Below are 12,823 nucleotides of genomic sequence, written 5' to 3'. Positions count from 1 at the left end.
ATTAGGTGTTTACTGTGCAGTTAACCGCTCTGATTTCAAATGTAACCTTTTCAGCTTCAGCAGAATAACTTCTTGAAGGTTCTTCTGCAAAAAATGCATATTGAGATACAATTTTGATGTCTTCTAAGTCATTGAATACTAAATCTAACATCTTTGCAGTTTTACTTTGATGAGTATTATAAAATTGGTCTTTTGAAAGCTTTGTTAGCAATTTGTACTCATAAGATCCAATTGTAACTTCAATATTGAATATGAAAGTAATGGTTCTAGGATCCCTGAAGCTAACTACGGGGAAACCCCTATCTTCACTGCTAGCTACTGCTCTTGTTGTAGGTTCACTTGTAAGTTCTAACTTACCGCCTTGAATTTCATTCCCACCAATTGAAAAAAATATGTTCCTTAAATCATAGTATTGTTCCATTCTCAATTCTCCTTCAAGCTATTTATATAACTATTTATATCTTGTGCTGTGATGTTTAAAAGGACAGCGTTCATAGAGTGGTTATAAGTAATCTCTATTGATAAGAAAAGCTTTAGCTCGGGTGTTGGTGATATGTGAATCTTAAGCTTGGAGTAAGCAACAATAATATTCCTATCAATGAAACGTTTAAGCATACATTCAACAGCAGCACTGTAAGCATTATCTCTTTTTCCTGAGAGTTGTAGTTCTGATAGTTTACTATTCTGTCTACCATTAACATTCCATACTCTAATAAGCTCGGATGTAAGTTCAGATTTGATATAATGATAGGTAAATAATTCGTCAATGGGAGTTCCTTCAAGAGTTACTCCTTCCTTAAAAGCCATAACACCATCAAGACCAGTCTCATTAAGCAATGAGTAAAAGTTAATATTAGCATTCCTAAGTTTACAGGTTATAGAATCATCAGTAATAGGACTCATACCGCTAAACTTAAGTCCATAAGGGTTTACAGCATGAAACATACTCGCTTCATGTAAGTATTTAGATATAAATCTTAAGTGTAAGTATTCCTCTCCTTTAGAGTGGATAACAATAATTTTAGATTTAGAATTCGTACCATTTTTAAACAACTCTTTTATTTCAGATTCTTTTGTTGCAAATACAAAGAAGTGAGCAGGGTCTTTAAAATGAGTATAATCATCCTTATATATTGTAAGCCCATCACCACCATCACTGTTACTTGAATAAGTATTAATAAGGGCAACAAAAGTATATCTATTGTCTCTAAGTTGGGTTTTAATTGCCTTTGCTTCGGTTCCCTCTTTATATATAAGTAGCTTGACTGATCTAAGTCCGGCATCACCTGCTGAGAAGAATGCTTGCATTGCTTTTTTTAGGTATTCTCTCTCCTTATTAAATTCATCCTCACCATTACTTCCTTCCTTTTCAAGTGCCTCGATTTGTTTTTCAAAGCTATTTATATTTAAGTTTAATATCTTTACCTTAGGTGTTGTAGTGTTAAGTTTAATCTTTGCACATTTATACACTAGTAAGGGTGTATAGTAACTTACATAGTTTATATCTAATTCAGAATGTGCCAAATTCACACTGATTGTATCTTGTGGCATTCTGTTCTTCCTCCTTAATTTGGTTTTCTTTTACTTGTACATTAGCTTTAAAACCACAACTTGCAGAGTATGCTAACTTACTATAATTGCTTTCAATATCAATAAGACCAGAATTTTGCATATTGGTTGTGGCATAAATGTAAAACTTTAGCTCTATTTCATGAGTGCTTATACCTTCTTCAGGTTTGAATGTAAACCTTTGGGTACCTAAGTCATGTAAAAAATCACTAAATAACGTATAAAGTGACATAAGTCTCTTATATGCATTCTTATTAACGTTTGCAAATGCCATGAAATAGATTTGGAAACAGATACCAAATTCATTTACATTTTTGTAAAATGAACCGGTTCTTAAGTTGTGATTAAAAAGACCTTCAAGATTTTCAAATTTTATTGCAAGGATATTGGGCTTTTTTACTGTATGTTCAGACATGTATGGATGGTTATGCGTATTTATAATATCAACATCAAGTTTATGAATGCTTGCAAATTTAGTGAAGTCTTTTAAAACTGATATCAGAGATTGCTTTATAGTAGTAATATCCAGTATCATTCATTTATCCTATATTCAATGGTCTTAAGCATAAGTCCGCTGCAACTGAGTGGTACCTCAGGTGTTTTGCTACCCCTTCTCTTTTTTAAAGCAATTGTCTTAGGAGAGAGTGCAGGTTTTACTTTAGATGCTAATACGTAATTTTTATAATATTCTATGAATGCATTTCCCAAAGCATTCATACCATTTTGAATGCCTTTATTAAATTCATTATTCATGTAATTGGTATTAACGTACTCTCTAAACTGAAAAGAATTAGCTACTTCGGTCAAGTGCTTACGTATGGGTAAATTCCTAGTACCCATTTCATGTATAAATGCTACCAAAGCACGCCCCCCAAACCAACCAATCTCTAATTCTATTTCTCTAAAACCTTTTATCTCCATTCTAAACCCCGTAAAATTAAAGTCTTATAACCAACGCTAGAGTCAATATTTATAATTTCAAAAAATGAACCTTCAAGTGATACTCTGTCTTTAATTTCAAAATTAATCTCAGCATTTGTATAAAGCTTTGATAAGTTTTTCAAATCATAAATATTAGAGTCATTAATTTTTACAAGTTCTTGTGGAGAGATATCGATAATAATTCCAACAAATTGAGTGTAATTATTTTTATCGAAATTAATCTCAGGGCTTTCAAACTCATCATCATGCGAATATGTTCCTTTGTAAAACAGGAAGTATGATTCTTCACGAAACCTGCCAATCATGCGTTCTGCCATACTAGCAAGCCTGTCTCTTGTGCTCATTACACAACACCTATGCAGTAAGTCTTACGCGCTCCTGACTTAATTTGTGTGATAAGCTCTTCAAAAGAGGAACAATAATCTTTACTCCCACAATTCAATTCGGTACCTGAGGATGGATAATAATCAATCTCAAGCTCACCAAATTTTTCTTTTTTGATTTGTTCAAGACCAAACTCACGAATCACACCAGAACGCTTTAGATGGCAACCTATGTGATAATAAAGCAGTAGAGATGCTTGACTAATATTTAATGTGCTAAGGTTAACACCACGTGTATTAAGTATCATCTCAAGTAGCTTTGCTTGTTCTTCAAACTTTGCAAAACTTAAATCCTCTTCAGATAAATCTAAGAGAGCTTTAATTCGTAAGTAAAGCTCTCCAAAACCTTCTGATGATTCTACATCACTATCCATAAGTCACAATTCCTTAACTTTGCTTAATATCAACTCTTAAAATAGTCTTCTGTGTTGCCAAAAGTCCACCAAGTACAAAATCAATGTATGAATGAGCAATATCAGTTGAATCCTTATCAACTTGTTCATTTGGCATTGGTAACATATATTTACTTGGTTTAAATTTAATTAGTTCTGCATTTAATGGATAAATTAGTATCTGATTTGAGAGTAAGTTACTTGTCTCTACGTAAACTTCTTGTCTATTATTAACAGCTTTAATAGTCTTAACCAAAAAGTCTTCCCAAGAGTCAGTTGAAGAATAAATATTAGATGATGAGGACGCATTTGGTATTGCATATGGTTTTACAAGTTTCAAACTGGTTGCTTGGTCAACTAATACCATCATAGGAGTAGAAAATTCATCACCAAGTTCTAACTTTGCAAGTCCTGATTCAATCTTTTCAAAGATCTTATCCATCTTATCTTTATCACTACTGCTTACTTCTTCTTTGACTTGATCTGGCATATTAAGTAGGCCATACATATTAGGAAGCATACGTTTTTGATTCTTTCCATCTTTTTGGATTGAAACAGTACCCGTTAATATGAAGTGATTTATAAGTTTAATAATCTCATTAATTGCAAGCTTATATGCTTCCTTGAAAGGCAATAAATTATTATTTACATCGCCTGCATAATCATTATTTTTATAAAACTGTTCAGAAGTTTGCTTTAAATGTCTAAACTTATATTGTAATTTAAGGTAGTTAAGCTTGACTGCTTCTGACCTAAATCCTATTGTTGCAATAGTATTAACTTCATTTACTAATGTTGTAGGGTTGGCATTAAGAAACGCATCCCATTTTATTGTTCTTAAGTACCCGGTCTTTAAATCAACATCTTCGATTTGTTCATTTGAAAACCAGTTGTAAAATACTGGTAACTTTATTTCAGAAAATATATTTGATATTTCCTTAGCATAATAATTTTGATCATATAATTCTGACATCTTCAAACTCCTTTAATTTATTAACTTGGTTTACCTTTATTGCCATAAACAGCTACATGTACTACGTAAAGTTTCTTTTCGGTACTATCAAGTTCAATTGAATCTGATAGGGCTACTACACTAATTTTGTTATTACTTGAACTATTCTTTTCAACCTGACCATCTGAGTTAAATTTAAGCTTATCTTTTCTCTTAATAGAATTGTCTTTTGCAACAAGATACCCTTGAAAGCTATTTGTAATAGGTATTACTGTAGCAGTTTGTGTAAACTCATCAATATCTGTGCAGATACCATAAAGGTCATCCTCACCCCCAGCTTCAACATGTGGTTCATAGTGTGGTTTACTATTATCTGATGTTGTATCTACAACAAGCTTTACTCCTCTTTTATATGGATAACCTTTAAAAAAATAATTCTTAAATTTGTCGTGCCTACTAGTTACAGTTCCACCAGAATTACTAAAATGTAAATTTTTATTCCTAAAATCAGCTGTATTACTAAAAGTACCAGCATCCCTGGTAGGATTCTTCATCAGCTTTTTAAGCTCTTTAGCTTTATCTTCATATTGTTTTACTAACTGAGTTACATTTGACACTTTAATCCTCCTATTTTAAGAAACTGCCTTATTACCATAAAGAGCTATCTTTACTAAATACAATTTATAATCTTCTTGTCCTTTTTTAGATTCATCATCAGTAAGCTGCAAAGTAAATATGTTACTAAGTGCAATTGCATTAATTGAAACTGATGAAGAACTAGATGTCTTAAAGGCTTCTCCATTTGAATTGAAATCTAATTTATCACCAACCTGAATACCAGAAGAATTTTGCGCAAATACATATCCTTCAAAATTATTTGTTATTGGTATTACTGTTGCGATATTAGTATATTCATTAATATCAATGCATATTCCATACATATTTTTGCCATCAGAAACTTCTACTTGAACTTCATCAGGTTTACCTGTTTCAATTTTTAATTTAACAGCACGTTTGTATGGAAATCCAAAAGCTGGGTATTCTTCTAATTTATCTGTGCTACTTGATAAAGATTGACATATAGCATCAAATGTTAAATTTTTATCTCTAAATCCAGTCTTGGCTTTAAAAACAGCAGGCTCATCATTAAAACTTTTAGAGTATTTCTTTAATTTTAAGATACCCTCTTTAAGGGTCTTACCCTCAGCAGTCTCTAGTGCCGCTGCATGTCTCTTACCTCTTCTCCTCCCCTGTGTAGAGTTCTCTTGTATGGAAGCTTCTTGTTCTACTTGTTGTTTTAAAAACTGGACAATTTCAGTATCATCCATTGAAGAATAAATGTCAGGATCAAGTGATTCATTTGGCACATTTGGTGTTAAGCTTGCTTGCTGACCATTGCTACTCACTTTTAGCTGACCCCTCTATTTCCAAATATACTTACAAGCGCTATGTATAGATTTTCATTGATTTTAAATGCCTTTGATAAGGCAATACCATTAATAATACGAGAACCTGAACCACTGTCATTTTCAATCTCTCCATTCGTATCAAATTTCACTTTTACGCCAGGTGTAATGGAAGATTGACTACTTTTTTTTACTACCAAATATCCAGTAAAATTGTTTGTTATTGGCATTACTGTGGCAGTACCAGTAAATTCATCTATATCAGTACATATTCCATAAAGGTCAGCACCACCACAAGCTTCAACACAAGGTTCATAACCATCCTCAAAAGATAACTTAATTCCTCTCTTGTATGGATATCCTTTAACAGGATAATTTTCTAATCTGTCAACACTGCTAGTTATAGTCCCACCTTGATTTGCAAAGTGTACTCCTTTATCCTGAAAACCTATATCTACATGAAAAAGACCAGCATCTCTATTCGGGTTCTTCATTAGGTCTTGTATTTCTTTTACTTTCTTATCATATTCAGTTTTTAGTTGTGTTATGGCCTGTGACATATATACTTATCTCCTTAAGCGGTTTTTTGTTTTCCAAGCTTATAAAACTCATTTCTTCTCTCTTTATAAGCATTAGCAATAGAAATATTAAACTCATTAAAGTTTTGGGGACTAAAGTTAGGATCTAAGATTGATATATCCTCATTTGTTAAGTTAAGTTTAATCTCACCTTTGGAACTGATACTTGTAGCTTGGATTCTTTTCTTTATATTTACTTTAGCAAGGTTTACAAGTTGTTCAAGCACTTCTCCATCTAAATGACTAGTATCTCTTACCTTAGCAATAGCTTGAATGTCTTCAGCTGGTACGTACTTCCTAACAAGTTCCCTACGTTGTGCTTGCATTATATCTTTTAATAAGTAGCCTTTAGCAAGTAGTGTTTCTTTATTAAAATGCGAACTTAAATGTTTGCGTGCTAAAGTATCAATCTCATTAATACGAGAAGCCTCACTTAATAATTTATTTTCTTCTTCCAAGCGTGCTTGCGTATCGGCAAGCTCCTTTGATATCCTCTCATTAATACTTAAATTCTGACTATCAGATTCTCTTGTTGCTTTATATGCTTTATATTCTTCATATTCCTTTAAACTTAAAGTAATACTATTTTTATCCTCTTTATTATCCTCTGTACTTTGCATCAAGTTATCCTTTTGCGCGCTATCTACATTTTCTTGTGTTTTTTTGTTCATAAAATCTCCTTTTAGCCTTCATAAAAAAATAATTTTGATCTTAAAGCGTCAAGTTCTCTTTGACTTAACGTATTGCTTGATTCTAATTCCTTATATTTAAGGGTTAATTCTATAAGTCTAGAATCTCTCTCATATTTTTCTTCTTCACTCAAAATATGCAATGAATTAAATCTCATGTCTAAGTAGTAATGCTTACCCAGTTTACTATTACAATTAATTTCTAGCTCTTCTTGAACACCTTTTAGAAAGTCATAGTAATTCGATCTGTCCCCCTTACCATCACTTCCCAGTCCCTTAACTTGTTCATTAAAGCTCCTTGTTAGTGGTTCTTTTGTGTCAGCACCTATCTTTGCTTTTACTAATGCTAATGCTTCCTTTAAATAGGTTAAGTCATACTTAATAACCTCCAGTGAGGCATCTGGTGTGCCACTGTAAAATATTCCTTCATTATTTAAGTTAGATTTAAGTCTGGAAAGCTCTCTTTCTAAATCTCTATTTACACTCTTAAACGCACTTATATGATTCCTATCTAAATCATTTCTTTTAAAGATATTAGGAAATATGCTCATCCTATCATTAACACCCTTAGTTAAAAGTTCCAATGAGGTTGTAGCATTACTTAAGGCATCTTGTAATGATACTAATGATTCATCCCTGTAAAATAAAAAGTTATGACTCTCTATCCGCTTTTCTATTTCTTTATATATTTGTTCAAAAAGATATATATTAAGCAAAAAGCTTTGCGTATAACATGGGCTGTATGCTTTAAGCACATAATCATAATTGGAGTGTATGATTACCCTGCTCTTATGAATCTGTATTTCCTTATAAGATATCTTCCCATTTGTATTTACTTTTAAAGTATATGTTATATAAGTAGCATCAGGCCCCTCATCACGAACATTACTATAATCAAGATACATAAACCCAATAGGCAATTCTTTATTTACTTCCAAGTATAAATCTTGTAGCTGATCTGCTGTTTTAACTAAAATGTATCCAACACCATTAAAACGATAACTAATAAGACACTGCAATAATGTTGCTTTTAGCTCTATTTTTAACGTTTCTAAAGCATCATTAACATTCAAAGCAGTAGTTACACTATTTAAAGTGATTCCATTCTTAAGGCAATCTTCTGCTACATTTGAAATGTAGTTTCTAAAAAATATTGAATATTTATATAAATCTCTTGAATTAATCTTAAAATTTAAGCTCATGGCTTATTTAACCTTTAACGATAGCAAGTATAATGCAATATTTAATTTTTGCTAATTATTTCTAACAAAAAAATTAAATAATTTTTGTAAAAAAAATGCCGGAAAAAATAATTGACAGAAAGTCAATTAAATAAGGGGCTAGTTAAATAAATTTACTTTACTAATAGTGATATTAATGCTAAAAATATTCCTATATTAAGGGTAATAAGGGTTCCAAACATCCAATTATGTAATCTTAATGTACTTTTAAGTTCTATTGTATTAGTATCAATCTTGTTATCAAGTTCAGTAAATTTAGTATCAATCTTTACATTTAGATTATTCTCAACATTATTGATTTTATTATCAAGTTCATTGAATTTAGTGTCAATCTTGTTATCAAGCTCAGTTTTGACTGCTTTAATCTCAGCTTGCAAACTTGACTCTACCTTCTCAAGCTTAAGATGAAAGTTATTCTCTGCAGCATTAATCTTATCTTCTAATCGCTTCTCAATACCACTTATCCTATCTTCTAACTTATCAAATTTAACATTAAAATTATTCTCTAAATACTCAATATCTTTATGAGTAAGCTCATTACGATAATATCTGTAAGACAGATCAATAGCAATCTCTCTATTTATCCCAGCTTTGGTAAGTTCTGCTATAACCATTTGTTGTGTAATTACTGGTTGTGCAAGTCCCATAAAAATCTCCTTATTTAATTATTATATAATATTTTAAGTGTTATAGGAACCTTCTTTTAGTAAAATGTGCTTTAAGAGAACGCGTACCTGAAGTTAAGAATAAATATGCTGCTGAGAGGCTATCTAATGAATCATCAGCACTCTTTCCATCTCCTTTGTACTTATAAATATCAGCAATTGCTGACTTGCTTGAATAGTACATAATACTTAAGTTAGAACTTGCAAATGGTCCTATTAACGTAGCAATTCTAGTAAATTTATTACTTATAGGTTTAATTGGCGCAATTCTAAACTCATGATTCATACCTGCTCTAAGTTTAAGAAAAGTTTTAGTCACATTCCCATGCCCAGAAGTATCATCCCTATCTTCAACATATAGTGTATGTACATTAAGGTTTGTTAAAATAGTTTTAATTGTATTTAATACCCTAGGGTCACTGACTGGTAACTTTTCTTGAAATATAAATGCATAATACTTTTGATCTACTCTTTCTAAAACACAAAGCGCAGTATTATCACCTCCAATACTGTATGCAGGATCTAAATATGCTATTGGTGCCTTAAATTCATGATTACTTGTAAGATTAATATTGGTAAATATCGAATCGTATGAGGCAACCCATTCTCCCAAAAGTACCCTTGCTTTATATGTTGGCATGTCTTTATAAATCTCTTCTTGGGTTTTAATAAATTCTTTTGATATTAGTTCATTATCATATGTTGTAAAGTTATATGTAGCATAAGTTTTCTTGTTATCAATGTAATCAGTTTTAAAAAAATGTTCTGGACTGTCTGGATTTGTATCAAATATAATAGTTTCCATACCTACTCTAAGTCTCTTTAAACATTCTATTAATGTTTCTTTATGCAGTGTAGTTGCTTCATTAACGTAAATAAGAGCGGAATTACTTCCTCTAAACCTTTCAAAATCACTTGCCTTATCTCCACCATATAGATTGACTCTTAAGGAGTCTATTTCAAAATATGATGTATTAGAAAACTTTGGCGTAAAGGGTACTCTTAGCATGCTAGCAATCTTTTCAAACTGCCCTAAAACATTAATCTCTAATGATTTTTGTGAATTACCTAATATAAAATTATTGGTATCCTGTTTATAAAAATGTCTATTCTTAATGAGCATCTTTAGATATAAATAGCAAGCCAAGAATGTTTTACCACTGGCAATACCACCTGACAGGATAATTTTACTTTGATTATTATTCTCAATTAATTTTAAAACCTCACATTGTTTCTTAGTTAGATATGTCTTCTCAAACCCTCTAAAATCAATAACAGTTGCTTTCAGTTTAATTAAATCTGCTATATCAATACCAAATTCACGCTTGTATTCTTTTTGCATTTCCTTAAAAAGAGGTAGTTTATATATATCCATTTCCTAACCTTTAAATTTAAAATTTAGATCTCACATCAACATCAGTAGCTTTAAGCTTAAGCATTGTCTTATAATAAAGTGACATCTTCTTAAGTTCTCTTTCCCTTTTAAGTTCATCCAGTTTAAGTTTTAATTCTTCAAGTCTCTTACTCTCTTCATCTGAATGCGAAAGATTATTATCCCTAATTTTATTATCAAAACTTATAATCTTAGATTCTAATATTTCTATCTCGTGATTATGGGCTTTAAGTTCCAACTCTAAATAACGACTAAATGAATTTATAAATTCAATTCCCAACATGCTTCTGGCCATACTGAACTGACTTTTAAGATCACGCGCTTGGGCCGTACTTTGTGAAGCATGAAGCAAAATATTAGTTAGAGTATCCTCATGAATAGTAAGCTTAGCAGTTTCTTTAACGTATTCAGGGTCATCCTTAACCTCTTCCCACTTGCGTCTCATCTTTCCTACATTAACACGACTTACTCCCAGCTCTTTTGCTATTGATGCGTCATTAAGCCTGCCTTCTTTAAAATACACAACATAATCATCAAATGACTTCTTTACTCTTCTCATATCTCTTTAACCCTAGTCTAAATTAATAAAACTTAACAAAAACCAATATAAACTCTATAACAAAACAATCAACTTTACAAAAACAATTAAGACTTATAAGTACATATACCTTAAGAAAAAATAGAGATATATTTTTAAAATCATAAAGATAAGGAGGTTTGTTATGAAAACGATTAATTTTATTTTGGTTTTATTGCTACTAATTAGTAGTTGTGAATATGAGAATGGAAATATTACACCCAAAAGTAGAGGTAAAAGAGCATTAAACGAAGAACAAGCAGAAGTACAAAAAACACCTGAAGAAATGTTAAAAGAAAAGCTAAATGATAGTCAAAAACAAGGTTTAAACTTCTTAAAAGATGCTTTAGGTGATGATTCTATTTTCAACAAAATTTTAAGTCATGATGAATCTAAAATAAAGGAAGCCCTTGATCACATACAAAGTGAACTTGCAAAATGTACAGGTAATGATGCTAGCCAGCAAAAAGAAACTTTTAAACAAGTAGTAAAGGGCGCTCTTAATGGTGGTAAAAACTTAGATAAGTTTAAGGAACAAGCATCAAGCGCTTGTAATGCAGGTGGTTAAAAGCACCTCTTATAATCACAGATGAAAGTTAAGAAATAGTATTTAAGAAAGGAAGATTTAAAAGAGTAAAGCCACAAACAAAGATAAAGAAAACAAAGCAGTAAGATAAAGGCAACAAAAATTCTAGACAAAAAAGCGTGAAAAAGAATAAATTAAACTGGTTACAAAAATGGTAAAGGAAGATAAAAAGTAAACAATTGGTTAACAAAAAGAAAGAGGTTAAATTTTAAAGAGCAATACGTACCATTGTAAAATGAAGATCCACTAAAAAGACAAATAGAGTATATGTAGAGGATATTTTCAAGTATTTGTTAAAGATAGGATAAAGTATACTAGAAATATTAACCTAACATATCAAAAAGTACCCTTTCTATTTACATAAAGTACCTTAGAGGGGGTATTTTATATACAATGAAGCGACGTTAGAATTGACTTACAATACAAGTATTTGCTAACATTTTTGTAACTAATTTTAAATATTTTTAAAATCTTTAGTTAACAATAAAATGCATGAAAAGGAACTCTTAACTAACAGTAATCTTAACTTTATTAATGAACTAATAAAGCAAAATGAATGCCTCAATGAAGAATTGTCACAACTTAAAAGTACACTTAAGAGTAAAAATAAAGCTTCAAAACAATCAAAAAACACTCCTGTAAGATTCTATCTAAATGACAAAACAACCAAACTAGTAAAAAAATGTATAAAAAAGCTTATACAAATCAACCCAATCTCAGGATGGTTTGTATATATCTTAAGTATTACTGGTTGCAGAGGTGTTGAGATACAAAATGTAAGACTATCTGATGTATCAAAAGAAACAAGCTGTGATGGTGAAGTATTCTATTCTCTTCGTGTTAATGTAGCAAAGAAGAGAAGTAGTATCTGCATAAGAGAAGTAGTTATTAGTGAGTCTGAATTTTATGCTATTATGCAAATACATCAAGAACATTTTGCAAGCAAAGGAAAAGACAAAAGGCGTACTTATCTTTTTCAAAAGAGTAAACACAAATTCCGTGACAATAGAATTAGCATAATTAAGATTTCAAAACAATTTAAATCATTGCTAGAGAGCGCAGGATTTAAACACCGTAAATCTTTACATATATGTAGAAATATATTTATTGCCTCACTAAAATCTAAAGGATACAACTCATTTGAAATTAAAGAACTTATGAAATACTCATCTACTACTGAGATTGATAATGTTTATGGACTCTCCCATGCAAGTAAAATTAATGCTTACAAAGATATCAAAACTAGCTTGAAATAACTTACAATTTTTGCTAATTTATTATATACTTCTACTAAAGTTATTATCAAAATTCATTTTACCGCATATAAATATGTACAAATATAAATATCTAAGAACCAATCCTTAGGTATTTTTTTTAACAATAAATTATTTGCTAAGCTCTAGTTTTTGGCAATTATTTAGTGTATAATACATATAAACCCTGAAAGTTT

Annotated in this window: 17 protein-coding genes; 2 read left to right on the top strand and 15 right to left on the bottom strand. The window is 30.8% G+C overall.

The genetic code is table 11. The features are described from left to right. Nucleotide 1 precedes the first annotated feature (1 nt). The 15 genes from bhYOR_RS07935 to bhYOR_RS07865 form a co-directional block, all read right to left on the bottom strand. Entirely contained in the window at nt 2-421 is a 420-nt protein-coding gene (locus bhYOR_RS07935; RefSeq protein ID WP_025400200.1) for a DUF1463 family protein, read from the bottom strand. Nucleotides 422-423: 2 nt separating this feature from the next. Beyond that, nucleotides 424-1,551: a DUF787 family protein gene (locus tag bhYOR_RS07930; protein ID WP_247088695.1), complete on the bottom strand. Its 1,128-nt coding sequence runs from the start codon at nt 1,549-1,551 to the stop codon at nt 424-426. Continuing rightward, nucleotides 1,511-2,104, bottom strand: a complete 594-nt coding sequence (locus tag bhYOR_RS07925) for a DUF764 family protein (protein ID WP_247088694.1) — start codon at nt 2,102-2,104, stop codon at nt 1,511-1,513. The genes bhYOR_RS07930 and bhYOR_RS07925 overlap by 41 nt, the downstream gene beginning before the upstream one ends. Beyond that, nucleotides 2,101-2,490 carry a hypothetical protein gene (locus tag bhYOR_RS07920; protein WP_247088691.1) on the bottom strand — a complete coding sequence of 130 codons (390 nt, stop codon included), beginning with the start codon at nt 2,488-2,490 and terminating at the stop codon, nt 2,101-2,103. Before bhYOR_RS07920 ends, bhYOR_RS07925 begins: the two co-directional genes overlap by 4 nt. Further along, on the bottom strand, nt 2,481-2,855 hold the full coding sequence (locus bhYOR_RS07915) for a DUF1506 family protein (RefSeq protein ID WP_025434322.1): 375 nt from the start codon (nt 2,853-2,855) through the stop codon (nt 2,481-2,483). The genes bhYOR_RS07920 and bhYOR_RS07915 overlap by 10 nt, the downstream gene beginning before the upstream one ends. After that, nucleotides 2,855-3,268 carry a DUF3890 domain-containing protein gene (locus bhYOR_RS07910; RefSeq protein WP_025434165.1) on the bottom strand — a complete coding sequence of 138 codons (414 nt, stop codon included), beginning with the start codon at nt 3,266-3,268 and terminating at the stop codon, nt 2,855-2,857. Before bhYOR_RS07910 ends, bhYOR_RS07915 begins: the two co-directional genes overlap by 1 nt. A gap of 13 nt (nt 3,269-3,281) precedes the next feature. Beyond that, nucleotides 3,282-4,259: a hypothetical protein gene (locus tag bhYOR_RS07905; protein WP_041178756.1), complete on the bottom strand. Its 978-nt coding sequence runs from the start codon at nt 4,257-4,259 to the stop codon at nt 3,282-3,284. 20 nt (nt 4,260-4,279) lie between these two features. Beyond that, nucleotides 4,280-4,855, bottom strand: a complete 576-nt coding sequence (locus tag bhYOR_RS07900; protein ID WP_025400150.1) for a DUF228 domain-containing protein — start codon at nt 4,853-4,855, stop codon at nt 4,280-4,282. Nucleotides 4,856-4,870: 15 nt separating this feature from the next. Next, entirely contained in the window at nt 4,871-5,644 is a 774-nt protein-coding gene (locus bhYOR_RS07895; protein WP_025434167.1) for a DUF228 domain-containing protein, read from the bottom strand. 2 nt (nt 5,645-5,646) lie between these two features. After that, complete coding sequence (locus bhYOR_RS07890; protein WP_025400151.1) at nt 5,647-6,204, bottom strand: DUF228 domain-containing protein; 558 nt, start codon at nt 6,202-6,204, stop codon at nt 5,647-5,649. A 14-nt stretch (nt 6,205-6,218) separates the two neighbouring features. After that, nucleotides 6,219-6,893 carry a DUF1357 family protein gene (locus tag bhYOR_RS07885; RefSeq protein ID WP_025400152.1) on the bottom strand — a complete coding sequence of 225 codons (675 nt, stop codon included), beginning with the start codon at nt 6,891-6,893 and terminating at the stop codon, nt 6,219-6,221. Between the two features lie 11 nt (nt 6,894-6,904). Continuing rightward, nucleotides 6,905-8,113: an anti-CBASS protein Acb1 family protein gene (locus bhYOR_RS07880; RefSeq protein ID WP_247088689.1), complete on the bottom strand. Its 1,209-nt coding sequence runs from the start codon at nt 8,111-8,113 to the stop codon at nt 6,905-6,907. Between the two features lie 152 nt (nt 8,114-8,265). Next, complete coding sequence (gene bdr, locus bhYOR_RS07875) at nt 8,266-8,799, bottom strand: Bdr family repetitive protein (RefSeq protein ID WP_247088687.1); 534 nt, start codon at nt 8,797-8,799, stop codon at nt 8,266-8,268. Between the two features lie 40 nt (nt 8,800-8,839). Continuing rightward, nucleotides 8,840-10,192, bottom strand: a complete 1,353-nt coding sequence (locus bhYOR_RS07870) for a PBSX family phage terminase large subunit (protein WP_247088685.1) — start codon at nt 10,190-10,192, stop codon at nt 8,840-8,842. A gap of 16 nt (nt 10,193-10,208) precedes the next feature. Beyond that, nucleotides 10,209-10,769 (bottom strand): DUF603 domain-containing protein, encoded by a 561-nt coding sequence (locus tag bhYOR_RS07865; protein WP_247088683.1) that lies wholly within the window; start codon nt 10,767-10,769, stop codon nt 10,209-10,211. Between the two features lie 163 nt (nt 10,770-10,932). Between bhYOR_RS07865 and bhYOR_RS07860 the strand changes: the two genes are divergently transcribed. Together bhYOR_RS07860 and bhYOR_RS07855 are read left to right on the top strand one after the other, a co-directional pair. Further along, the gene (locus tag bhYOR_RS07860) at nt 10,933-11,355 is read left to right on the top strand and encodes an Mlp family lipoprotein (protein WP_247088673.1); all 423 of its coding nucleotides are present in this window, start codon (nt 10,933-10,935) and stop codon (nt 11,353-11,355) included. A gap of 506 nt (nt 11,356-11,861) precedes the next feature. Next, nucleotides 11,862-12,629: a tyrosine-type recombinase/integrase gene (locus bhYOR_RS07855; protein WP_247088399.1), complete on the top strand. Its 768-nt coding sequence runs from the start codon at nt 11,862-11,864 to the stop codon at nt 12,627-12,629. Nucleotides 12,630-12,823 lie beyond the last annotated feature (194 nt).

Source organism: Borrelia nietonii YOR, assembly GCF_023035795.1.
In the GTDB taxonomy this organism is placed as follows: domain Bacteria; phylum Spirochaetota; class Spirochaetia; order Borreliales; family Borreliaceae; genus Borrelia; species Borrelia hermsii.
Note: the sequence above shows the minus strand (reverse complement) of the source record. Positions and strands in the feature narration are given on the sequence as shown.